The sequence below is a fragment of the Actinoplanes sp. NPDC051411 genome (genome assembly GCF_040682075.1).
GTDB lineage: Bacteria > Actinomycetota > Actinomycetes > Mycobacteriales > Micromonosporaceae > Actinoplanes.
Genome location: NZ_JBFBAD010000039.1, coordinates 60,768 through 83,528, shown reverse-complemented (window position 1 = coordinate 83,528; position 22,761 = coordinate 60,768). Strand labels below are relative to the sequence as shown.

General features: G+C 72.2%; 17 protein-coding genes. 7 read left to right on the top strand and 10 right to left on the bottom strand.

Features of this window, described 5'->3' with window-relative positions; all coding sequences use genetic code 11:
- Nucleotides 1-69 precede the first annotated feature (69 nt).
- Nucleotides 70-372, bottom strand: a complete 303-nt coding sequence (locus AB0M88_RS22515) for a hypothetical protein (RefSeq protein ID WP_364105177.1) — start codon at nucleotides 370-372, stop codon at nucleotides 70-72.
- Nucleotides 373-471: 99 nt separating this feature from the next.
- Here AB0M88_RS22515 and AB0M88_RS22510 point away from each other — a divergent pair, with 99 nt between their 5' ends.
- Both AB0M88_RS22510 and AB0M88_RS22505 read left to right on the top strand, forming a co-directional pair.
- Nucleotides 472-3,459, top strand: coding sequence for an NACHT domain-containing protein (locus AB0M88_RS22510; RefSeq protein ID WP_364105175.1), 2,988 nt, complete (start codon nucleotides 472-474; stop codon nucleotides 3,457-3,459).
- 102 nt (nucleotides 3,460-3,561) lie between these two features.
- Entirely contained in the window at nucleotides 3,562-3,861 is a 300-nt protein-coding gene (locus AB0M88_RS22505; protein ID WP_364105173.1) for a hypothetical protein, read from the top strand.
- 11 nt (nucleotides 3,862-3,872) lie between these two features.
- Here the strand turns inward: AB0M88_RS22505 and AB0M88_RS22500 are convergent, their stop codons facing one another.
- Nucleotides 3,873-4,460, bottom strand: a complete 588-nt coding sequence (locus AB0M88_RS22500) for a TetR/AcrR family transcriptional regulator (protein WP_364105171.1) — start codon at nucleotides 4,458-4,460, stop codon at nucleotides 3,873-3,875.
- A 1-nt stretch (nucleotide 4,461) separates the two neighbouring features.
- Nucleotides 4,462-5,811 (bottom strand): leucyl aminopeptidase family protein, encoded by a 1,350-nt coding sequence (locus AB0M88_RS22495; protein ID WP_364105169.1) that lies wholly within the window; start codon nucleotides 5,809-5,811, stop codon nucleotides 4,462-4,464.
- A gap of 158 nt (nucleotides 5,812-5,969) precedes the next feature.
- On the opposite strand from AB0M88_RS22495, the gene AB0M88_RS22490 reads away from it, so the two are divergent.
- Together AB0M88_RS22490 and AB0M88_RS22485 are read left to right on the top strand one after the other, a co-directional pair.
- Nucleotides 5,970-8,012, top strand: coding sequence for a hydantoinase/oxoprolinase family protein (locus AB0M88_RS22490; protein WP_364105167.1), 2,043 nt, complete (start codon nucleotides 5,970-5,972; stop codon nucleotides 8,010-8,012).
- Nucleotides 8,009-9,718, top strand: a complete 1,710-nt coding sequence (locus AB0M88_RS22485) for a hydantoinase B/oxoprolinase family protein (RefSeq protein ID WP_364105165.1) — start codon at nucleotides 8,009-8,011, stop codon at nucleotides 9,716-9,718. Before AB0M88_RS22490 ends, AB0M88_RS22485 begins: the two co-directional genes overlap by 4 nt.
- Here AB0M88_RS22485 and AB0M88_RS22480 read toward each other — a convergent pair.
- Genes AB0M88_RS22480 through AB0M88_RS22450 form a run of 7 tightly spaced genes read right to left on the bottom strand, consistent with a single transcriptional unit; the run spans nucleotide 9,658 to nucleotide 17,494 of the window.
- The gene (locus AB0M88_RS22480; protein ID WP_364105163.1) at nucleotides 9,658-11,190 is read right to left on the bottom strand and encodes a helix-turn-helix domain-containing protein; all 1,533 of its coding nucleotides are present in this window, start codon (nucleotides 11,188-11,190) and stop codon (nucleotides 9,658-9,660) included. The two genes, AB0M88_RS22485 and AB0M88_RS22480, sit on opposite strands and share 61 nt — an antisense overlap.
- Nucleotides 11,187-12,296, bottom strand: a complete 1,110-nt coding sequence (locus tag AB0M88_RS22475; RefSeq protein ID WP_364105161.1) for a DUF917 domain-containing protein — start codon at nucleotides 12,294-12,296, stop codon at nucleotides 11,187-11,189. Before AB0M88_RS22475 ends, AB0M88_RS22480 begins: the two co-directional genes overlap by 4 nt.
- Nucleotides 12,293-13,606, bottom strand: coding sequence for a hydantoinase/oxoprolinase N-terminal domain-containing protein (locus AB0M88_RS22470; RefSeq protein WP_364105159.1), 1,314 nt, complete (start codon nucleotides 13,604-13,606; stop codon nucleotides 12,293-12,295). Before AB0M88_RS22470 ends, AB0M88_RS22475 begins: the two co-directional genes overlap by 4 nt.
- Nucleotides 13,607-13,624: 18 nt before the next feature.
- Nucleotides 13,625-14,629 carry an ABC transporter permease gene (locus AB0M88_RS22465; protein ID WP_364105157.1) on the bottom strand — a complete coding sequence of 335 codons (1,005 nt, stop codon included), beginning with the start codon at nucleotides 14,627-14,629 and terminating at the stop codon, nucleotides 13,625-13,627.
- On the bottom strand, nucleotides 14,626-16,125 hold the full coding sequence (locus tag AB0M88_RS22460; RefSeq protein WP_364105155.1) for a sugar ABC transporter ATP-binding protein: 1,500 nt from the start codon (nucleotides 16,123-16,125) through the stop codon (nucleotides 14,626-14,628). Before AB0M88_RS22460 ends, AB0M88_RS22465 begins: the two co-directional genes overlap by 4 nt.
- Nucleotides 16,126-16,127: 2 nt before the next feature.
- Entirely contained in the window at nucleotides 16,128-17,144 is a 1,017-nt protein-coding gene (locus AB0M88_RS22455) for a sugar ABC transporter substrate-binding protein (protein WP_364105153.1), read from the bottom strand.
- Between the two features lie 20 nt (nucleotides 17,145-17,164).
- Nucleotides 17,165-17,494 (bottom strand): antibiotic biosynthesis monooxygenase family protein, encoded by a 330-nt coding sequence (locus AB0M88_RS22450; RefSeq protein WP_364105151.1) that lies wholly within the window; start codon nucleotides 17,492-17,494, stop codon nucleotides 17,165-17,167.
- Nucleotides 17,495-17,823: 329 nt separating this feature from the next.
- Between AB0M88_RS22450 and AB0M88_RS22445 the strand changes: the two genes are divergently transcribed.
- The 3 genes from AB0M88_RS22445 to AB0M88_RS22435 are packed head-to-tail and all read left to right on the top strand — an operon-like array spanning nucleotide 17,824 to nucleotide 22,720.
- Nucleotides 17,824-19,857, top strand: a complete 2,034-nt coding sequence (locus tag AB0M88_RS22445) for a hydantoinase/oxoprolinase family protein (protein WP_364105149.1) — start codon at nucleotides 17,824-17,826, stop codon at nucleotides 19,855-19,857.
- The gene (locus AB0M88_RS22440; protein ID WP_364105147.1) at nucleotides 19,854-21,542 is read left to right on the top strand and encodes a hydantoinase B/oxoprolinase family protein; all 1,689 of its coding nucleotides are present in this window, start codon (nucleotides 19,854-19,856) and stop codon (nucleotides 21,540-21,542) included. The genes AB0M88_RS22445 and AB0M88_RS22440 overlap by 4 nt, the downstream gene beginning before the upstream one ends.
- Nucleotides 21,539-22,720: an amidohydrolase family protein gene (locus tag AB0M88_RS22435; RefSeq protein ID WP_364105145.1), complete on the top strand. Its 1,182-nt coding sequence runs from the start codon at nucleotides 21,539-21,541 to the stop codon at nucleotides 22,718-22,720. Before AB0M88_RS22440 ends, AB0M88_RS22435 begins: the two co-directional genes overlap by 4 nt.
- The last annotated feature ends 41 nt before the right edge of the window (nucleotides 22,721-22,761 follow it).

The following is a 22,761-nucleotide window of genomic DNA, read 5'->3' as shown; positions in this document are numbered from 1 at the left end:
CCGGCGGGGTCCCGCCCCCGCCCCTCCGGCGGCGCGGGCGGGGGCGCCGGCGCGCGCCCCCCCCACGGCTCAGGAAGAACCCATCCGGATCAGCGCGTTGCCGCCCAGCACCAGCACGTCGGCCCCGGCGACCAGCGCCATGCTCAGATGCAACCGGCGGGACGCCCGCTCCACGTCGGGGTCGACCATGCCGCGTACGGCAATCAGGAGTGCCGCGGCGACCAGCGGAATGCCCCCGATCAGCAGGAGGCCCACCCGGCCGGGGGTGTTTCCCCGCGCGACCAGCAGGCTCACCATCACCATCGGCAGGATCCCGAAGAAGGCCAGGGCGAAACCCGTGGTCCACCGCAGCGACCGCAGTGCGTTCGTCATGGGGCCCGAGTATCCCCGACGCGGCCGGCGAGAGCGAACCGGCCGCCGGACGGGATACCCTACGCCCCTGAGGTCTCACACAGGGTAGGCAGGTGGGGCATGGGCCGGGCGTGGAAGGTCGTGCTGGGCCTGCTCGCGATCGTTCTCGCCCCGGCCGTCGCCACCTGGCAAGGCATCGTCACGAAGCGACCGGTCGTGGCCCTGCTCTTCGCCGCGACATGGCTCGTCGTGGCCGGCGTCGCGGCGCTGGTGTGGCGCCTGCTCGGGGCCCCGGTCAGCGAGGCCCTCGACACCCGGGGCAGATCGCTCTGGGCGGCCGCCGAGCGCCGCTTCTCCCCGTACGCCCGCAGCTACCGCGACTGGATTCTGCAGTCCCACAGCAGCATGCCGCGGCGTGGCCTGAACACGTTCGGCCCGTTCAGCCCGGAGCTGGACGACGTGTTCGTCGACCTCGCCCTCACGCCCCGATCGCCGGGCCAGGTGCCGACCGGGGTGGTCTCGCGGGCCGACGCCCACGACACCCGGCGCCGCCAGATCTGGGAGTTCCTCGGCCGCCGCGACCCGGCCATCCTGGTCGTGCTCGGCCCTCCGGGCAGCGGAAAGACCACGCTGCTGAGCCATGTGGCCCGGCGCATCACCAAGACGTACGCGCATCGTGAGCGCCCGGTCCCGGTGCTGTTGCAGTTCCGCGAGCAGGCGCCGAAGATAGCGGCCGACCCCTCGGCCGGCCTGGCCGCCGTGATCCGGGCGTCCGTGCCGGCCCAGGTCGGCACCGAACCCGCCGGATGGTGGGAGAGCCGGCTGCGGGCCGGAAAGTGCATCGTGCTGTTGGACGGCTTGGACGAGGTGGCCGGCGATGAGGAACGGCGCGCGGTCATGACCTGGGTGGACGCACAGATCTCCCTGCACCCCGGCAACGAGTTCGTGGTCACGTCCCGGCCGCACGGCTATCGGAACGGGTTCGACCGGGCGACGACGGTCCAGGTTCTGCCGTTCACTCCGGAGCAGGTGGCCACGTTCGTACGCGGCTGGTTTCGCGAGGCCGAGCTACGCGAGAGCGAGGATCCCGCCGGCGCCGAGGACCGCGCGACGGCCGCCGCCGACCATTTGCTCCGGCAGACCGCGACCGTCCCCGGCCTGCACGACCTGCGCGTCAACCCGCTCCTGCTCACGATGATCGCCAACGTGCACCGGTACGGCCGGGGGCGGCTGCCGGACAGCCGCGCCGATCTGTACCGCGAGGTGTGCGACGTCATGCTCTGGCAGCGCGACGAGGACAAGGGCCGCCGCCTCGACCCGCCCGGTCCGCGGCGGCTCGCGGTGCTGTCCCTCCTCGCGTTCGACTGGATGCGGACCCGGCGCCAGGACTTCTCCCGCCGCCAGCTGCTCGACACGCTGCGGCCGTGGCTCGGGGCGAGCGCGCCCGAACGGTTCGTCGCCGACATGAAGGACGCCGGGCTGCTCCAGGAAACTCGCCAGGACGAGTACGCGTTCGTCCACCAGACCTTCCAGGAGTACCTGGCCGCCCGCTGCGTCGCCGACACGGACCGCTGGACCTTCCTCGCGGAGGTCGTCGACGACCCCTGGTGGCGGGAGACCACGGTGCTGTACGCCGCCGACAACGACGCCGACCCGATCGTGCTCGCCGCGCTGCGCAAGGGCACCGAGAACGCCCTCTCGCTGGCGTTCGAGATCGCGGGTTCCGGCGGCCGGGTCTCACCCGCGGTCCTCGCCCGTCTGAACGACTTCCTCGATCTCGCTCTGCGGCCGGAGGCCGGCGCCGTCGCCCGCCGGGTCGCCGCCGATGTCCTGATCGGACGGCAACTTCGCGGCATGACCGTGACCACGGACGGCCGCCGGGTCGCCTCGACGTCCGTGCCCGACGCCCTGTATCAGCTCTTTCTCTCGGCGACCGGCACGCCGGCACCGGACGGCTGGAACCTCGGCGGCGCGGAGGCCGCCGCCCGCGGCATGTGGAGCGGCGACGCCGTGAAGTTCGTCGCCTGGGTCAACGCGCTGGTCGCGGCCACCCCACGCGGGTCCGGCGGGCTCACGTTCCGCCTGCCCGAGGCTGCCGAACTCGACGAGCTGGAAGCGGCCGGCCTCGGACCGGGCGGGCCCGCGTGGGCGGCCGGCGGCCGGGCACCCCGGGTGTGGTGGCCGAACGGCCGGGCCGCGACGCTCCAGGCCGACCGGGCGGCGGAGGCCATCGGCGCCGACCTTCACGGCTCGGTGCTGTTCACCGGGGTGTTCGAACAGCTCACGGAGGCGCTGGCGGGCACGATCAAGTCGACGTCGAGGAAGATGTCGCGAACCTCGGCCACCCGCAGCACCGGCGTGCAGCTGAGGGCCGGCGCCCGGATGGTCGACGACCCGGTCGAGGCCGCCCGGATAGCCGACCTCCGCCGGACGGTGGCGATCCACCTCAACGAGGCTCGCGTCCTGCTGCGGACCCTCGACTCGCTGATCGCGGTGGTGCGCCTGATGACCGAGCGGGCCGGGGCGGCCAGAAGGGCCGCCGCGGCACTCGACCGGGCTGAGCGCACGGTACGCAACGACATTCACGGGGACCGGGAACTCGACCTGCTGCTCAAGGCGATCAAGGACCGCGTCGAGCAGGTGCGCGCTCTGCTCGGGTCGAAGCCGGAGACCGCGGGCATGGACTCACCGGTGGACCGGACCCTGGCGTCGATCGGCCCGGACCTCGCCCTGCCCGAGGTACACGATCCGGGCGTCGATCCCGCGGCGGCCGTCGTCCGGTCACTCCTTCCCGGGCGCATCGATCACATGCGAATCAACCTGTACGGTCTCGCCGCCCGGGTAGCCCGCCTTCCGCGAGCGGGGACGGCTCAGCAGGGCGTACTCGAAGCCATCGCCACCGCCGCGATACCCGTCCTGACCCGTGAGGCGCCACTCACCGCGCCGGTGGCGGCGTCGATCCGCGTTCCCGCGCTCGTCGCGGCCCAGCTGGTCGGCGACCCGCGCCTCGCCGCCGACCTGGTCGAGCTCGCCCTCGGTGTCTACCTGATGCAGCTGCGCGCCCGCTCACCGAGAACGCTCGAAGCGCTGGTCCTCGCCTGCGACTGAGGCTCACGGGGCGACCGCTCGGGATGAAGGAGACGGCCGGTTCGAGAAAAACCGGTTCAGTTGAGGGGTGTGCGGGGGCGCCGGGCGGGAACTAATGGAGGCATGTCGATTGATAGCGAGGATCTGTCGATCTGCCCGGCCCGCATCACGCTCGACGCGGCGCAGCTGGCCTTCTTCGACGCGCTTCCGGCGAGCGCGCCGAGCGTGCAGTCCGAGCTGGGCTGCGAGCTCGAACGCGGCCATGAAGGCTCGCACGCCGCGCTCGGCCAGCAGGTCGACACGAAGATGTGGTGGATCCAGTGGACGCTCAGCGCGTCCGAGATCAACCCGTACACCTGGTGCCCGGAGGACTGCCGCCTGTTCGACGGGCATTCGGGCCGGCACTCCCCCGCCGCCCGGTGACCTGAACCGGTTCAGGAAGCGTCGCGCGGCAGCAGCCCGTCGAGCACCAGCCGGGCCAGGTCCGAGGCCCGGCCGGCGGCCGGTTCCGCGCCGGCCAGACGCCGGGCCAGCGGCCCGTGGGCCAGCGCGAGCGCCGGGCCGGTGATGGCGAAGAACGCGGTCTCCGGGGGCACGCCGGGCAGCAGCCGCGACAGGACCGGGCGCCACGAGGCGAAGACCGGGCCGATGAACTCCGCGACCAGATAGTCGAGGCGTTCGGTGTCGCGGGACGACTCGTCGGCGATGATCCGGTTGACGTCGCGCAGGTCGATGACGCCCTCGTAGAAGCTCGTGACGATGTCCCGCAGGCGCTCCGCGTCGGTGCGGGAGTCGTCGGCGGCGAGCAGCCCGAGACCGCCCATGCGGGGCCGCATCGCCGCCTCGACCACGGCCCGCCAGAAGCCGGCCTTCGAGGTGAACCTGTCGTTGATGTAGTTGTGGCTGACGTCGAGCCGCTTGGCCAACTCGCGCACCGAGGTCGCGTCGTATCCCAGCTCGGCGAACGCGGTCAGTCCGCGGGCGAGGACGTCGGCTTCGGGCAGATTGCGATGCGCGGACACGTCATCCAGTCTGCCTGACGGGTGTCAGCAGTTCGAGCAGGGTGCGGGCCCCGAATCCGGTGGCGTTGTCCCCCGAGGTGTCGCCGGACCAGGCCGGGCCTGTCATGTCGCAATGCACCCACGGAATATCGCGGGGCACGAACTCGCCCAGGAAAAGCGCGGCCGTGATCGCCCGGCCCGAATCGTGCAGCGGGTGGTTACGCACGCCCGACGAAGTGCGGACCTGGTCGAGATAACGCTCGTCGTAGGGCAGTTGCCAGAGCGGCTCACCGGCGCGGGCTCCGGCGTCCAGAAACGCGGAGACGGCCGACGAGGAACGGCCGAAAACGGCGGCGATCGACGGGCCCAGGGCAATTTCGGCCTGATAGGTCAGCGTCGCCAGGTCGACCAGCAGACGAGGCTGGAAAGACGCGGCCAGAGCGAGGGCGTCGGCCAGCACGACCCGCCCCTCGAAATCGGTGTCCATGATCTGGATCTCGGTGCCGTTCCACGCCGTCACCACGTCACCCGGTCGCGCCGCCCCTGGTCCGGGCAGGTTCTCCGCGAACGGCAGCACGGCCCGCACGGGCACCGAACATCCGGCCCGGCGCAGCCCGGCCATTACCGCCAGCACGGTCGCCGCCCCGGCGACATCGAGCCGCATCGACTGCATAGCGGCCGGTGATTTCAGCGACAGCCCACCGCTGTCGAAGGTGATGCCTTTCCCGACCAGGCCGATCTCGGGCCCGGTTCCGCCGAACGACAACGAGACCAGGTGCGGCCCGTTGGAAGACCCGCCACCGATCGCCGCCAGCGCCCCGAAACCCTGGGAAACCACCTCCGAAGGCCCGAGGACCGAGCATTCCAGCCCGGCCGAGGCGGCAATTCGCCGCGCCCATCCGGCCGCTGCCGCCGGCGTGAGCAGATTCGCCGGGGCCGAAACCAGAAGACCGGCCAGGCGGGCGACATCCGAGGCGATTCGCCCACGCTCCGCGTCGGCCAGGCTTTCCTTTTGTACGCGAAGGGGAGTCCCCGACCGCACGGAGGAAAGACCATCCACCACCGCCCCGACGAATACCGGCGTTTCCACCAGCACCGGTTCGTCCGGCAGGAACGCACTCGCCCCGGCCGCGGCCCGCCGCGCGTCCTCGACCGTCGGAGCGTCACCGAGCCCGACCCGGAGCGTCGCCCCGTCGACCGCCGTCGACCCGAGCGCACCGGTGAACGGCATCCACCCGCCGTCCGGAGCAGCCACCGTGGTCTCGAACTTGACCCGCCGCGCCGCCGAACCCGCGGTCACCGCCCCCGCCCCGTTGACCACCGCATCGATGGCCGCCTCGATCTCGGCGACCCGGTCCCGTCCGCTGCTCATGTCCCGCAGTCTGGGCGACCGCCCCGGCGGGAGATCGTGCGCCGGGCACGCACCACCGCCCGGCCGCTATGCCCCGCGCACACCGAATCGAAAGCGGCGGGACCTAGCTTGCACGAACCGGAGACGACCGCGAGGGCCATACAGCGAGGGGACAGCACATGGGGCGGTACCGAGTCGCGATGGACATCGGTGGCACGTTCACCGACGTCGTCACGTACGACCAGGAGACCGGGACGTTCGCGGCGACCAAGGCCTCGACCACGCCGGGCGATCTCAGCGAGGGCGTGCTGGCCGGGCTGGACGCGGTGGTGGACGAGCCGGCCGGGATCGACTTCCTGGTGCACGGCACGACGCAGGGGCTCAACGCGTTCCTGGAACGGCGCGGGGTTCCGGTGCTGCTGCTGGGCACGGCCGGGGTCGAGGACAGCTACCACATCGCCCGGGGCCCGCGGACCCGGCTCTACGACCTGCACTACCGCAAGCCGACGCCGCTGGTGCCGCGCCGGGACGTCCTCGGCATCGGCGGCCGGATCGCCGCCGACGGCTCCGAGCTGATCCCGCTGGATGAGGACGCGGTGCGGAAGGCGGCCGAAAAGGCGCGCCAAGACGGCCTGAAGAGCATCGCCGTGGCCTTCCTCTTCAGCTACAAGAACCCCGCCCACGAGCTGCGCACCCGCGAGATCCTGCTCGAAGAAATAGACGACGTCACGGTGAGCCTCTCCCACGAAGCGGCCAAGGAGTGGCGCGAATACGAGCGTACGAGCTCGGCCGTGGTCGAGGCGTACACCGGCCCGATCGTCCGCAAGTACCTGCTCGACCTGGAAGCACGCCTCAAGGACCGCAGCCTGCGCGTGCCCCTGCACGTCATGCAGTCCTCGGGCGGCATCCTGACCGCCGAGTCGGCCCGCCGGCGCCCGCTGCAGACGCTGCTGTCGGGCCCGGTCGGCGGCGCGATCGCCGGGGCCGAGCTGTCCCGGCAGACCGGCCGCCCGCACCTGATCGGCATCGACATGGGCGGAACGAGCTTCGACGTCTCGCTGATCGTTGACGGCGAGCCGGACGTGAGCGCCGAGGCCCAGCTCGAGGGCCTGCCGATGCTGATGAGCGTGGTCAACATCCACACCGTCGGCGCGGGTGGCGGCTCGGTCGCCTGGGCCGAGGCCGGTGGCCTGCGGGTCGGCCCGCGCTCGGCCGGTGCGCGGCCGGGTCCGGCCTGCTACGGCCGGGGCGGCACCGAGCCGACCGTCACCGACGCCAACCTGGTGCTGGGCCGGATCGACCCGAACGGCTTCGCCGGCGGCCAGATGACGCTGGACGAGGGCGAAGCGGGCAAGGCCGTGGACGCTCTGGCCGAGGTGTTCGGGATGACGACGACCGCGATGGCCGAGGGCATCTGCGACGTCGCGAACTCGAAGATGGCTCAGGCGATCCGTACGATCACGGTCTCCCGCGGCATCGAGCCGCGCGATTCCGCCCTGGTGGCGTTCGGCGGCGCCGGGCCGATGCACGCGGTCTTCCTGGCCCGCGAGCTCGGCATCGCCGAGACCGTGGTGCCGCGGTTCCCGGGCGCGTTCTCGGCCTGGGGCATGCTGCAGACCCAGATCCGGCAGGACTACACCGAGCCGTACTTCTTCCTCGACCAGGACCTCGACGGCGCCGACATGGCCGCCCAGCTGATCCGGATGGAGCGGGACGGCATCGCCGCGCTGAGCCACGAGGGCGTCGAGAGCGGCGCCCGGCACGCGAGCCACTCGGTCGACATCCGCTACGAGGCGCAGGAATACACGCTCACCGTCCCGCTGACCGGCGCCGGCGAGCCCCGGGAAGAGGATTTCATCGACACGATCGGGCGGCGGTTCGCCGATCTGCACAAGACCCGGTACGGCCACGCCAACCTGGGCGCGCCGATCGAGTTCGTGACCCTGCGGACGGCCGCGTTCGGCGACCTGGGCCGCCCCGAGCCGCAGAAGTGGCCGGCCGCCGAGAAGCCGGATTTCCCGCACGAGATCCGCACGGTCGTCTTCGACGGCGAGGGCCGGGACACCGTGGTGGTACGCCGCGACGACCTGTTCGTCGGGCACACCTTCGACGGTCCGGCGGTCGTGGTCGAGGACACCGCCACCGCCGTGGTCCCGCCCGGCTACGCGGTCCGCGTGGACGAGATCGGCTCCCTGGTCATCCGTGGGAAGGAAACGCTGTGACCGCAATCGATCCGGTAACCGTCGAGATCATCCGGAACGCGCTCAACTCGGCCGCCGACGACATGAACGCCACGCTGATCCGCTCGGCGTACACCCCGATCATCTACGAGTGCGGCGACTGTGTGGTGGCCCTGCTCGACGCCGACCACCAGGTGCTGGGCCAGTCGGCCGGCCTGCCGATCTTCCTCGGCAACCTGGAGACCTGCACGCTCGCCACCGAGCAGCGGTTCGGCCGGGAGGTGTGGCAGCCGGGCGACGTGTGGATCCTCAACGACAGCTATCTCGGCGGCACCCACCTCAACGACGTGACGATCTTCGGGCCGGTCTTCGTCGACCAGACCCTGGTCGGTTTCACCGCGTCGCGGGCGCACTGGATCGACGTCGGGTCGAAGGACCCGGGCGGCTCGATGGACTCGGTGACGATCTTCCAGGAGGGCCTGCGGCTCGGCCCGCAGAAGCTGGTCTCGGGCGGCACCGAGGTGTTCGCGGTCACCGACACGATCGCGACCAACGTCCGGTTCCCGTACCCGACGAGCGGCGACATGCACGCCATGATGGCCTGCATCCAGATGGGCGAGCGGCGGCTGCAGGAGATCGTGCGCCGGTTCGGCCTGAGCACCCTGGAGCTGGCCCGCGACGAGATCTTCCGGCAGACCGAGATGCTCGAACGCGCGGTCATCGCGAAGATCCCGGACGGCGTCTACACGGCCGAGGGCGTGCTCGACAACGACGGCATCGACCTCGACACCCCGATCCCGATCCGGTTGAAGATCACTGTCGAGGGCGAGGGCATCGACTTCGACGTGACCGAGTCGGCCGACCAGACCGTCGGCCCGGTCAACTGCGGCGTCTCGCAGGCCGTCTCGGCCCTGCGGGTCGGCTACAAGTTGCTGGTCAGCCCGGATCTGCCGGGTAACGGCGGCTCGTTCCGGTCGATGACGACCCAGGTGCGGGAGGGCTCGGTGCTCGGCGCGGTCGCGCCGGCCGCCTGCCAGTGGTACTTCTCGCACCTCGGCCTGCTGATCGACATGGTGGCGCGGGCGCTCGCGCCGGCGCTGCCCGACCAGGTGGCCGGGGCCAGCCACGGCGACTCGATGATCATCCTGACCGCGGGCACCGACCCGCGGGTCGGCCGCGAGTTCGTCAGCCTGGAGGCGACGGTCGGCGGCTGGGGCGGCTGGAACGGCTCGGACGGCGAGAGCGCGCTGATCAACAACGTGAACGGCTCGCTCAAGGACATCCCGATCGAGGTCCACGAGACCCGCTACCCGTGGCGGATCACCGAGTACCGCATCCGGCCGGACTCCGGCGGCGCCGGGAAGTGGCGCGGCGGCAACGGCACGATCCGGGAGTACGAGGCGCAGACCGACCTGACGGTGTCGCTCTGGTTCGAGCGGTCCCGGCAGCCGGCCTGGGGCCTGTTCGGCGGCGAGGACGCCGTCGGCCCCGAGGTCGTCATCAACCCGGGCCGCGACGACGAGCGCCGCATCCTCAAGATCAACGGCATGTCGCTGAGGAAGGGCGACGTCGTTCGCTGCGCCACCGGTGGTGGCGGTGGGTTCGGCGACTCGACCGAGCGGTCGGCCGAGGACGTACGCGACGACGTGCTCGACCGCAACGTCACGCCGGAGGCCGCGCGCACCCGCTACGGAGTGGACTCGACGGTCCCGGCCGAGGAGAGCGGCTCGAGCGAGGCCAGGGCGTAACAGATCACGTGCAGGGCCAGGCGCTGGCCCGGATCCTCGAAGGTCAGGCCGAGTTGCCGGGCCCGGGTGAGCCGGGCCAGCACCGTGTTGCGGTGCACGCCGAGCCGGGCCGAGGCCTGGCTGAGCGACCCGCCGCAGTCGAGCACCGCGAGCACGGTCTGGACCAGCGCGTCCCGGTCGCGGGCCGCCATGAGATCGGCCAGGCAGAGGTCCGCGACCTGGGCGATCTCGGTGGTCGGCAGCCAGGCCAGCGCGGCCGACGCGCCGACCTGGTCGAACCACTGCACGGTGGTCGGACCACCCTCCCGGGCCACGTGCGCGGCGAGCCGGGCCTCGGCCACCGAACGCATCAGCCCCGCGATGCCGTCGTGCGCCCGGCCCACACCGGCGACCAGTCCGTGGGCGGCCGCCGAGTCACGGAACCCGGCCAGGGCCCGGCGCAGCGCGCTCGTGTCGTCCGGGTCGGCGCCGCTGTGCCAGGACAGCCAGCCGTCGCCCTCGGCGATCAGCGGCCAGGAGGCGTGACCGCGCTGCCAGGCGGCCCGGACCAGGTGCGTGACCTCGGCGGACGGGACGCCCCCCGGGCGTACGGGAGCAAGCCAGACCGTGCGGTTAGCGCGACCGACCTCCCAGCCCAGCTCCCCGGTCCAGCTCGGAACCTCGACCTCGATCTCGGCCGGCTCGGCCGGCGGCGAGTGGGACAGGTGGCGCAGCAACTCGAACGCCGCCTGCTCGTGGGCGGCCCGCCCGGCCGCGTCGAGCCGGCTCTGCGCCCAGGCCGCCAGCACCGACGGCCGCGCCAGCTTGAGCAGCGACTCCACCTGGTCGACCGCCAGCCCGGGCACCGGCACCGCGGCGACCAGCCGGGCCGCCGAACGCTCGCCGGGCGCGCTGACCGCGATCTCCACCTGTTTGACCGGCCCGCGGTCGACCAGAGCGGCCGCCTGCCCGGCCAGCACCATCTCCCCCAGCACCAGCGCGACCGACACCGGCCGCAGCTCCCGGTTGAGCACGCCGAGCACGCCCCGGATGCCGGTCTGCTCGGCCAGTTGCTCGGCCAGCCGGGCCTGGCGCAGCGCGCGGGCCGCCGCCGGTGCGCTGACCTGGCCGGCCAGCTGGAGGGCGACGTCGATCGGGTCGGCGTCGATGACGATCAGCGACATGTGCAGGCGCTCGGCGAGGGCGGCGCTGGAGGAGCCGGCGACCGTCCGCGACACCACCACCGCCGAGAGGTTGCGCTCCCAGGCCAGGTGCAGCGCGGCGGCCAGCGACCAGCCGCCGGTGGCCGCCTCGTCGTGCAGCACGACCAGCACGTGCGGCGGGCAGCGGCGCAGCCGGTCGAACGTCTCGGCCAGCACGACCTGCTCGACCGGGCGGGCCGGGTCGAAGAGGTGGGCGTCGGTGTCGGAGAGCGGCTGGATGCGCATGAGCTCGCCGAGGGTGATCGGCAGCGTGGACGGGCGCCCGCTCATCGGCGTCTTGGGTGTGCGAGCGGAATCCCGTGCGAGATCATGCCGACCATCCGCATCCCCTCCGGTGAATACCAGATCGCGTCGGCCGGCGTGACCAGCACGTCGACCAGGTCGCCCGGTTCCAGGCTGTCCAGCGTGGCCAGCGTGCCCCGCGAGACGTCGACCAGGCACATCAGGTCGGGCGCCCCGGCGATCAGGGCGCCGTCGGCGAACACCGCGACGATCTCGCTGCGCAGCTCGATCCGCAGCTGCCGTTCCAGGTCGCCGATCTCGTCGACGACCAGGCTCGACGGGTGGGCCGGGATCGTGACGTCGTTCTGGCGGCTCAGGTGTTCGAGCTCGACGATCCGCCCGCGGGCCAGCCGCCGGCAGCCGGTGATCGCGCCGAGCCGGGTCACCAGCAGATCGGGGTCGGTGCGTTCGAGCAGCAGCCGCCCGACATTGGCGATCCGCGAGACTGTGCCGGGCAGGGCCGCGCGGCGCAGGACGCCGGCGGTGGTCGGGTACGCGGCGAGCGCCGCCCAGCCCCCGACCGTGTCGACGTTGGCCCGCAGCATCCGGTCGGCGCGCGGCCCCGACGGCACCTCGACCAGCACGCTCTCGCCGGTCGGCCCGACCGCGGCGAGCGGCGTCGGCGACACCCCGGCCAGGTGCATCGCGGTGTGGTGGATGAGCGCGAACGCCCGGCCCATCCCGTCCGCGTCGAGCAGCGGCACCCCGAGCTGGGCCGCGGTGACGACGGCGACCAGCGCGCTGATGGTGGCCGCGGCGAGCGGGTAGACCGCCCCGAACCGGATCTGCTCCAGCCGCTCGATGAGCCGCACCGCGGCCTCGAACTCGTCGCCGGCCGGGGGCAGGTCGGCCATCGCCGAGCCGGAGCCGAGCACGCAGACCGACACGCACCGGGTTTCCGGGGCCAGCGACTCGACCCGCAGCAGCGGCACCGGGCCGTTGCGGTCGAGCAGCCCGGCCAGCCACGAGGTGATCGACGAGCGGTTGGCGTCGCCGACCGCCGGCGAATAGAACTTGGCGCCCTCGTAAAGGGCGGGGACGTCCTCCGCGCCGATCGACGCGATCGCCCCGACGTAGCTGCCGGGTGTCGTCATCGAGGGGTCGCCGGGGGGACGTCGGGCAGGCCGGCCACCCGGACCCGCACGCGTACGGTCCCGGACGGGCTGTACGGCACGGCGACGGTGGAGATCTCGGCGATGTGGGTGGTGCCCGGGGCGGCGCCGTTGGCCATCACCATCGCGGTCGCGCGCTCCTCGGCGTCGCGGCGTACGCGTTCGAGCTGGGCCGCCGACTCGATGAACGCGACCTCGTCGAGCCAGGACGCGGGCCGGCTGACCGCGGCGCCGACGCAGGCCAGCACGTAGCGGTCGGTGGCCGCGCGAACGACCGGCACGTCGGCGTTGCGGTAGGACAGTCCCTCCGGGTGGGCCACCGGTTCGGGCGCCAGGACGGCGGTCGGCACGACGAGTTCGGTGCCGATTCCGGCGGGCTCGGCCGGGCGTACGACCGCGAGCCCGTGCCGCACCTCCCCGGCGACCCAGTGGTCGCCGTGCGGCAGCAGCACCCGGCAGTCCGGCTGGCCGGCCAGGTGGGCCGCGCCGCACAGTTCCAGCGCCTCGGTGGCGCCGAACGCGACGACCGGCGTGACCCGGATGCGCGACGGGGTGCTGTAGCCGCCGTCGCCGCGGGCCACCCGCAGTTGGAGGCCGCCAGGAAGCCGGGACAGGGTGCGCTCGCAGCGGTCGAGCAGCCGGTCGGTGAACGAGGTGAGCGCGCAGTCGAGCACCACGGTCGCCTCGCGGGCGACCAGCCCCTGGCCGCCGTAGTCGCTGGCGATCGAGATGCGGGCGCCCGGCACGGCGGCCAGGATCGCGTCGGCCACCTCGCGCTCGTGTGCGGGGCGGGCCTGCGAGCCGGCCGCCACGATGGCGACGTGCCGGATGCCGGTCGCCGGCAGCTCGGCGCAGAGCGCGGCCAGCCCCTGACGGTCGAGCGGGCACAGCTCGTTGCCGAGCAGGTCGTGCCCGCCGGCCACGGTCCAGCGGCGGGCGATGCGCCGCTCGACGATCTCGGCCGGCGAGCGGGCGAGCACCGGGTCGGTGGCGGCCCGCGGGACGATCCGCACGACCGCCACCGGCGGCACGTCGCCGTCCGGGTGCAGCAGCGTGTCCAGCAGCAGCGGCGCGATGTCGACGGTGACCGCGTCGGCGCCGCCGGCGACCCGGGTCGCGACCCCGGCCGCGGCGGCGATCGCGCCCTCCAGGTCGGCCCGGGCCGGTGCGACCGGCTCGACCGGCGTCACCGTCGTGCCGCGCACCACCGCGGACCAGGCCCGCGCCGGGTGCAGGCTCACCCCGACGTGCGCGACGTCCCCGAACCTCGCGACATGGGCGTGAGCAGGCATTTCATCAGCCTACTGCCGCTATCGTGAGCGCCGGCGCAGCCAGCGGTCCATGGTCACGGCGAACAGGATCAGGCAGCCCTGGAGCACCTGTTGATAGATCGTGTCCCAGCCGAGCAGGTTGAAGCCGTTGCCGATCAGGGTCAGCAGGAACGCGCCGACGATGCCCCGCCAGATCGCCCCCTCGCCGCCGAGGATGCTGGTGCCGCCGACGACCGCCGCCGCGATCGCGGTCAGCTCCATGCCGGTCGCCATCGTCGACTGCGCCGACCCGGCCCGGGAGGCCAGGATCAGCCCGGCCAGCGCCGAGCAGATGCCGCTGATGACGAACGCCGAGACGTGGATCGACCCGACCCGGATGCCGGAGAGCCGCGCCGCCTCGATGTTGCCGCCGACCGCGTAGAGCCGCCGCCCGAACGTGGTCGCCGCGACGATGACGGCGATGACGACCACCACGACGACGAAGACGATGGTGGCCGAGGTCAGGTTGAACACCGACGGCCAGGTCAGCATCCCGAAGTTTTCGCTCTGCCGGGCGAGCGGATAGATGATCGACCCGCCGGTGACCACCACGGCCAGGCCGCGGTAGACGAGGCTGGTGGCGAGCGTGCCGACGAACGAGTTGACCCCGCTGCGCACGACGACCGTGCCGGTGATGAGGCCGAGCAGCGCCCCGGCGAGCACCGCCCCGGCGAAGCCGACGACGACGTTGGTGTGCCGCACGATCTCGACGCCGATGATGGCCGAGAGGGCGAGCGACGCGCTGGCCGTCAGGTCGAAGACGCCGCTGACGATGCACACCGTCGCGCCGGTCGCCAGCAGGCCCAGCACCGACATCTGGTCGAGCAGGTTGACCAGGTTGGAGCTGGTCAGGAACGTGTCGGTGCCGGCCGACAGGGCGATCACGATCGCCACGACGGCGGCCACGATGCCGTAGTCGCGCAGCCGGTAGGCCAGGCGCGCTGATTTGACGGCCGACGGGCTTGAAACCGCGGCCGTGGGCTGCGGTGAGGTGTCGACACTCATGGGCGGTCTCCTTCCTGGTCGCCGAAGGCGGCCGCGACCACGACCTCTCGGCTGGTGCCGCGGGGGTACTCCCCGACCGGGCGCCCGTGCCGCAGCACGAGCACGCGGTGGGAGAGCGCGAGCAGTTCCTCGATCTCCGACGACACGCACACCACCGCCATGCCGTCGGCGGCCAGGTCGGTGATGAGGTGGTGGATCTGGGTCTTGGCGGCCACGTCGACGCCCCGGGTCGGCTCGTCGATCAGCAGCACCCGGGGTTTGTTCAGAAGCCACTTCGCGAAGAGGGCCTTCTGCTGGTTGCCGCCGGACAGGGTCTCGATCGCGGCGCCCGGGTCGGCGGCCCGGATATCCACCGATTTCGAGACCGTGCCGACCGCGTCGCGCTCGGCGTTCTTGCGGACGAACGGGCCGACGCGCCGCTGCGGCAGTGACGACAGCACGACGTTCTCCGACACCGAGCGCACCATGACCAGGCCCTGTTCCTTGCGGGACTCGGGCACCAGCGCGATGCCGGCCGCCATGCTCCGCCGGGGCGAGTGCCGGGTCAGCGCGACGCCGTCGACCTCGACCACGCCGTCGCCCCGGTCGGCCCCGAACAGCAGCCGCAGGGTCTCGGTGCGGCCGCTGCCGACCAGCCCGGCGATACCGAGGATCTCGCCCGCCCGCACGTCGAGGTCGACGGCCTGCACGAGACCGCGGCCGAGCCCGCGGGCCGACAGCACGACCGGCGCCGCCTCGGGCACCGGCCGGGGATCGGGGTAGAGCACGTCGATCTCCCGGCCGACCATGTCCCGCACCAACTGCCGGGGGGTCTGCTCGGCGGCCGCCCCGGTTCGCACCAGGGCGCCGTCGCGCAGCACGGTGACCCGGTCGGCCACCGACAGCACCTCGTCGAGGAAGTGTGAGACCAGGATGACCGTGGTCCCGCCGGCCGCGAGCCGCCGGATCAGGCCGAGCAGGTTGGCCTTCTCGTGCTCGGTCAGCACCGCGGTCGGTTCGTCCAGCGCGAGCACCCGGGCGCCCCGGGCCAGCGAGCGCAGGATCTCGACCTGCTGCTGGACGCCGATCGCCAGCCGGTCGACCCGCTCGCCCGGGTCGACCGTGAAGCCGGTCTGCTCGATCAGCGCGGCCAGCCGCTTGCGGTCCGTACGGGCCCGGATCAGGCCGCCGCGCTGCGACCACCGGGCCAGGAACACGTTGTCGAGCACCGAGAGGGCGGGGACGAGCGCGCCCTCCTGCGAGATCAGGCTGACGCCCTGGGCGATCGCGTCGCGCGGGCTGCCGATGCTGACCTGCTCGCCGTCGAAGCTGATCGTGCCGGCGTCGGCCCGGATCGCCCCGCCCAGGATCTTGAGCAGGGTGCTCTTGCCGGCGCCGTTCTCCCCGACCAGCCCGTGCACCTCGCCCGGGGCGATGTCCAGATCGATGTCGTGCAGCACGGTCACGCCGCTGTAGCTCTTCTCGACGCCGCGTACCGCAATGGCTGGAGCAGTCATGATCAGTCCGAGTAGTCCGCGGTCAAGCCCTTCAGCGTGTCCTTGGTGCCGAGGCAGTTGAACGTCGTCAACGTCTCGCAGGTCACCGTCGACTCGGGCACACTCTGCCCGCGGGCCTTGTTGAGGCCGAGCTCGGCCGCCTTCGCGCCCTCCGACTTCTCCGGTACGTCGTAGACGCCGTACCAGGTGCCGTCGTTGACGAAGCCGAACGCCTGGGTCGAGCCGCCGTTGCCGACGAAGGCGATCTTCTTGCCCTTGCCGAGCGGGGTCGCGCCCTCGAGCGCCTGCGACGAGCCGATCACCACGTTGACGTCCGGGTGGGCCTGGAGCAGGTTCTGCATCGCGGTGCGCCCGCTGTCCGGGGTGTAGCCGCCGACGAAGTTGGAGATGACGGTCGAGGCGCCGCCCGACTTGAGCGCGTCGACCGCCGCCTGGGTGCGGGCGGTGTCGAGCGGATAGTTGGCGAACCCCTGGAAGTACGCCACCTTGCAGGCCCCGCTGGTGACCGTCTTGCAGGCGTCGTTGCCGAGCTTGGCCAGGCCCACCCCGTTGACCGTCGGCGGGTCGATGACCGTGACCGTGCCCGGGATCTGCGGGGTCGCGCTGTCGTACTTGCCGCCGACCGGGGTGAACTCGATGACCACCGTGATGCCGGCCGCGACCGCCTGCTTGACCGGGTTGACCATCGCGGTGCCGTCGTTCGCCTGCACGATCACCACGTCGTACCGCTTCGAGGTCACCGCGTCCTGCAGCTGGTTGACCTGGGTCGGGCCGTCGAAGTTCGAGTCGAGGAAGGTCGCCTCGGCGTTGTGCGCGTTCGCGTACTGCTGGACGCCGGCCCAGGTCGCCTGGGCGAACGAGTTCGCCTTGGCGAAGCCGAAGAAGCCGATGCTGAGTTTCTTGTCCGCCGGGGCGGCGGTGGCCGCGCCGCCGGCCGTGCTGCTGGAGGGCTTGCTACAGGCGGAGACCGCCACCGCCGCGGTCAGGCCGACCGCTATCAGTCGAGCAACTCGTTTCACTGGTGCTCCTCGAATTCGGGTCAAGAAACGTCCGATGCCTGCGGATCGACGAGCTCGAAAACTCCGCCAACGAGCGGCCCGCCGTCCGTCTTGTCGAGAAGTGCGGCCAGACGCCCGGACAAGGCGTCGCGCCAGGGGTCGTCGACCCATCGCCGGTAGTCCGCGGCCGTGTCCCAGTCGGCGATGACCAGGTGGGTCGCGGTGCCGCCGTCGATGGATCGCAACAATTGGGCGCCTCGGCACCCGGGGAACGCCCGGGCCCGGGCGAGGACCCCGTGATCCGCGTAGAGCGCCTCGAGCGCGCCGGCCTGTCCGGCTGTCGCGCGGAGAGTGAGGACACTGCGAACCATGGGAACCTCCCGGTAGGTAGCGGGTGGTGGAGTGCGCAAATGCTGACGGTGGCCACTCGCGTACCGATGTGCGCCGAGCACAGCCGCGCGCGGTCCCGCTGTGCAGGCCGGATCGGGACCGCTCCCGGGCCGCCCGCCGCCCCGTTGACACCTCGAAACAGCTGTGTCACGTTCGGGGCCTCGCCGCGCCAACCGGCGACGTTCATCGGGCCGGACCGCACCCGGACACTGCGGCCGGCCGCCCCACCCGCACGCCCCGCACGGCGCCTCACGCGCCGGCGATGCCGCGTGCGCCGGTGGGCGGAACCTGGCGAAAGGCGAGAAACGAGATGACCACCAGCAGCCGCGTGGCGATCGACGTCGGCGGCACCTTCACCGACGTGGTGGAGTTGTCGCCGGACACCGGCGAGATCCGGTTCGGCAAGGTGCCGACGACCCCGGCCCAGCCGACCGCCGGCGTCCTGGACGCGTTCGGCGTCACCGAGGCGCCGATGTCGGCGATCACGATGTTCACCCACGGCACGACGCTCGGGCTCAACGCGTTGCTGACCCGCACCGGCGCCCGGACCGCGGTCATCGGCACGGCCGGCTTCCGCGACGTCTATCTGCTCGGCCGGACCGACCGGCGGACCAACTACGACATCACCTACCGGCCGCCGAAGGCGCTCCTCGAGCGGTACGACACGTTCGAGGTCCCGGAACGCAGCCTGTTCGACGGTTCGGTGCACCGGCCGCTCGACGAGGAAGCCGCCCGCGCGGTGGCGGCCACGATCGCCGACCGGGGCTATGACTCGGTCGCGGTCGCGTTCCTGCACTCGTACGCCAACCCGGCCCACGAGCTGCGCATGCGGGAGATCCTGGCCGAGGTCGCCCCGGACGTGGTGGTGACCGTGTCGCACGAGCTCTCGCGCGAATACCGGGAGTACGAGCGCACCAGCACGGCCGTGCTGGACGCGTACGTGAAGCCGATCGTCCGCCGCTACCTGCAACGGCTGGAGGGCGAGCTGGCCGGCGGCGGGTTCGCCGGGCGGTTCCTGATGACCCGTTCGGGCGGCGGGGCGATGACCGCCAGCGCGGCCCGCGAGCAACCGGTCAGCCTGATCCTCTCCGGCCCGGCCGGCGGGGTCATCGGGGCGACCGCGTTCGGCGCGCTGATCGGGGAACCCAACCTCATCACCATCGACATGGGCGGCACCAGCCTCGACGCGTCGCTGGTCATCGACGGTGAGCCGGTGCTGCACCAGGGCGCCGAGTTCGAGCAGCTGCCGATCAACACGCCGTCGCTCTACATCCACACCATCGGCGCGGGCGGCGGGTCGATCGCGTGGCTCGACGGCGCCGGGGCGTTGCAGGTCGGGCCGCAGAGCGCGGGCGCCGACCCGGGCCCCGCCTCGTACGGGAAGGGCGGCACCGAGCCGACCTTCACCGACGCGGCCCTGGCCGTCGGTTACATGGGCACGACGGCCGCCCTCGGCGGCCGGCTGACGCTGAACGACGAGCTGGCGGTGGCGGCGCTGGAGCCGCTCGGGGCGAAGCTCGACATGACCCCGCTGGCACTGGCCCGCGGCATCATCCGGATCTCCACCACCAAGATCATGGGGGCGGTCCGGGCGATCACGGTCGAGGTCGGGCGCGACCCCAAGGACTTCGCGCTGCTCGCCTTCGGCGGCGGGGGCGGGCTGGTCGCGGTCGACGTCGCCCACGAGCTGTCGATCCCGACCGTCATCGTGCCGCCCGGACAGGGTGCGTTCTCGGCCTTCGGCATGCTCTTCGCCGACGTTCAGCACGACTTCGCGCGTACGGCGGTGATTCCCCTCGCCGAGCTCGACTCGCCGCCGGTGGCCGCCGGGTTCGCCGAGATGGCGGACGAGGCCTCGGCCGCGCTGGAAGCCGAAGGCTTCCCCGAGCAGACCCTCACCCGCAGCGTCGACGTGCGCTACGCCGGCCAGGAGCACACCGTCACGGTTGCGGTCCCCTCCTCCGGTGACCTCGCCTCCACGGTCGAGCGGGAGTTCACCGAGCTGCACGAGCGGCAGTACGGACACACCATGGACGACCCGATCGAGGTGACCACGCTGCGGCTGCGGGCCACCGGTCAGGTCTCCAAGCCGTCCCTGCCCGTTCTGTCCACCCGCTCCTCCGGCGCCGTGCCGTCGGAGGGCACCCGTGACGTCTACGTCTCGGCCGACCAGCCGGCCGTCCCGTACGCGCTCTACACGCGCGAGTCGCTGTTGGCCGGCGACGAGATCACCGGACCGGCCGTCATCGCCGAGCACACCGCGACCACCGTGATCCACGCCGGCGACCAGCTGACGGTCGGCTCTCACGGCGAGATGATCATCAAGCTTCAGGGGGCCCAGTGAACATCGACTCGATCACCATCGAGGTCATCCGGCACGGCCTGCTCGCCGGGGCCGAGGAGATGGCCCGCAACCTGTGCCGCACCGCCTACAACACGGTGGTCTACGAGATTCACGACTACGGGATCGGCATCCACGACGCGAACGGCGACGTGGTCGCCGACGCGCCCGGCATCGCGGTCTTCACCCGGGGCAACGACCACGGCATCAAGCGGGCGGTCGAGTTCCTGGGCGCCGACCAGATGCGGCCCGGCGACGTCTTCGTGCTGAACTACCCGTACTGGTCGTCCGCCCACACGCTGGACCCTCTGGTGTTCGCCCCGATCCACGTCGAGGGCCGCCTGATCGGCTACGCCTCCTGCCGCATCCACGTGCTCGACCTGAAGCAGAAGGACGCCGGCTACGTCCTCGACTCGACCGACATGTACCAGGAGGGCATCTTCTTCACCGCGGCCCGCCTCTACCGCGAGGGCCGGGTCAACGACGACATCTTCAACGTGGTCCGGTTCAACAGCCGGATGCCCGAGCGCACGATCGGCGACCTGCAGGCCCAGTGCTCGGCCTGCTTCACCGGGGTGCGGCGCACGCAGGAGATCGCGGCGAAATACGGCGCCGACGCGCTGACCGAGGCGATGGCCGCGATCAACGACCACGGCGAGCGCCTCGCGCGCCTCGCGCTGGCGAAGCTCCCGAAGGGCACGTGGACCGCCCACGACTTCGTCGACACCGACGGCGTCGACCTCGACCGCCTGATCAAGATGAACTGCACGGTCACCGTCACCGACGACGAGATGGTGATCGACTGGACCGGCAGCGAGAAGGACGTCCGCGGCCCGATCAACCTGCCGGTCGGCCAGACCGAGGCGTTCTGCAGCCTCATCTTCAAGGCGATGACCACCCCCGACACACCGGTCGTGGCCGGCAACTTCCGGCCGCTGCGCGTGGTCACCGAACCGGGTTCGGTCATGCACGCCGTCCCGCCGATGCCGACCTTCACCCTGTGGACCGGCCTGCTCGGCGGCGAGGTCGTGCTCAAGGCGCTCGCCCAGGGCATGCCCGAACTGGTGCCGGCCTCCTCGGGCGGCGACGTCTGCTCGATGATGGGGCTCGGCATCAACCCGCGTAACGGCGAGGCGTGGCTCGAGGCGACCAACGAGGCGGTCGGCTTCGGCGGGCACGCGGGGGGCGACGGCGCGGACGGCATCATGCACATCTCCGAGCCGGGCTGCCGCAACAACCCGGTCGAGGTGCTCGAGACGAAGTCGCCGATGTTCATCGAGTCGTACGGCTACCGGCCGGACACCGGTGGCGCGGGCCGGCACCGCGGCGGGGTCGGCGTGGGCCGGGCCTACCGCTTCACGGCGCCGTCCACCGGCATCTGCATCGTCTACAAGACGAAGACCAAGCCGTGGCCGATCGCCGGCGGGCGCGAAGGCGACAACAACCACATCGTGCTGAACCCGGGCACTGCTCAGGAACGGGTGACCGGCGGTTCGTACAACCTGCTCGACACCGGCGAGGTGCTCGTCAACAACACCGGTGGTGGCGGCGGCTACGGCGACCCGTTCTCCCGCGACCCGGCCGCGGTGGCCGCCGACGTGCGCAACGGCTTCGTCTCCGTCCCGGCCGCGCTGCGCGACTACGGCGTCGTGGTCGACCCGGCGACCTTCGAGGCGTCGCGCCCATGAACCTCTCGATCGTCAACGCGGCGGTCTTCGACGGCAACGGCCTGACCGACGGACCGGTCCACATCGCCGACGGCCAGATCGTCACGTCACCGGCCCGGGATGCCCAGGTGCTCGACGCACGCGGGCGGACGGTACTGCCCGGTCTGATCGATGCGCACTGCCACGCGTACGGAATCGACCTGGACATGCTGGCGCTGGAGTCGCGTCCGCTCAGCTATGTCGCCCTCTCGGCCGCGCGGCGGCTCGCCGCCGCCCTGTCCCGAGGATTCACCACCGTGCGCGACCCCTCCGGGGGTGACGCCGGATTGGCGCGTGCCATCGCCGAGGGCCTGCTCCCGTCGCCCCGCTACCTGTGGACCGGCCCGGCCCTCTCGCAGACCGGCGGACACGGCGACGTGCGGGCGGCCGACTCCGATCTGTGCGGCTGCGGCGCACACACGGTCGAGGTGGTCGACGGCGTGGATCCGTTACGGCGCGCGGTCCGCGACCGTTTCCGGCGCGGCGCCCACGCCATCAAAATCATGGCCTCGGGCGGTGTGGTCTCCCTGACCGACCCGATCCGGATCCCGCAGTACTCGGCGGAGGAGATCCGCGCGGTCACTTCGGAAGCGGCGCGGCGCGGCAGTTATGTGGCCGCCCACGCCTACTCCCCGTCGTCCATTCGGCACGCGGTCGAGAACGGCGTCCGCAGCATCGAACACGGCAATCTCCTGGACGCCCCGACCGCCGCGCTGATGGCTTCCGCCGGCGCCTTCCTGGTGCCTACCCTGGCGGCCTACGACGCGATGGACCGCCGCGGCGAGGCCCTCGGGATGCCTCCGGTCTCCCGCGAGAAGAACCGCGAGGTCCTGGCGGCCGGGCGCGAGGCCGTTTCCCTCGCGCGGGCGGCGGGCGTACGCGTCGGCTTCGGCACCGACCTCATGGGCGTGCTCGAGGACGAGCAGCTGAACGGGTTGCGCCTCCAGGTCGAGGTCGACGGTCCCCTGCTGGCGTTGCAGTCGGCCACGTCGGTCAACGCCGCACTTTTGGGCCGCGACGACCTGGGCCGCGTCGCACCCGGTTGCGCGGCCGACCTCCTGATCGTCGACGGCAACCCGCTCGACGACCCGTCGGTGCTGTGGGCCGCCCCGGATCGGCGAACCGTCATCCAGGCCGGTCACGTCCTGCCTCAGGTGTGATATTGGAGAACGTTGGTCGAAGGAAGCGCGACCATTCATCG

Coding starts and splice junctions, on each gene's coding strand:
- AB0M88_RS22475 (WP_364105161.1), bottom strand. CDS start 12,296: ATGACGACACCCGGCAGCTACGTCGGGGCGATCGCGTCGATCGGCGCG.
- AB0M88_RS22465 (WP_364105157.1), bottom strand. CDS start 14,629: ATGAGTGTCGACACCTCACCGCAGCCCACGGCCGCGGTTTCAAGCCCG.
- AB0M88_RS22445 (WP_364105149.1), top strand. CDS start 17,824: ATGACCACCAGCAGCCGCGTGGCGATCGACGTCGGCGGCACCTTCACC.
- AB0M88_RS22450 (WP_364105151.1), bottom strand. CDS start 17,494: ATGGTTCGCAGTGTCCTCACTCTCCGCGCGACAGCCGGACAGGCCGGC.
- AB0M88_RS22470 (WP_364105159.1), bottom strand. CDS start 13,606: ATGCCTGCTCACGCCCATGTCGCGAGGTTCGGGGACGTCGCGCACGTC.
- AB0M88_RS22495 (WP_364105169.1), bottom strand. CDS start 5,811: ATGAGCAGCGGACGGGACCGGGTCGCCGAGATCGAGGCGGCCATCGAT.
- AB0M88_RS22505 (WP_364105173.1), top strand. CDS start 3,562: ATGTCGATTGATAGCGAGGATCTGTCGATCTGCCCGGCCCGCATCACG.
- AB0M88_RS22515 (WP_364105177.1), bottom strand. CDS start 372: ATGACGAACGCACTGCGGTCGCTGCGGTGGACCACGGGTTTCGCCCTG.
- AB0M88_RS22510 (WP_364105175.1), top strand. CDS start 472: ATGGGCCGGGCGTGGAAGGTCGTGCTGGGCCTGCTCGCGATCGTTCTC.
- AB0M88_RS22460 (WP_364105155.1), bottom strand. CDS start 16,125: ATGACTGCTCCAGCCATTGCGGTACGCGGCGTCGAGAAGAGCTACAGC.
- AB0M88_RS22480 (WP_364105163.1), bottom strand. CDS start 11,190: ATGAGCGGGCGCCCGTCCACGCTGCCGATCACCCTCGGCGAGCTCATG.
- AB0M88_RS22490 (WP_364105167.1), top strand. CDS start 5,970: ATGGGGCGGTACCGAGTCGCGATGGACATCGGTGGCACGTTCACCGAC.
- AB0M88_RS22435 (WP_364105145.1), top strand. CDS start 21,539: ATGAACCTCTCGATCGTCAACGCGGCGGTCTTCGACGGCAACGGCCTG.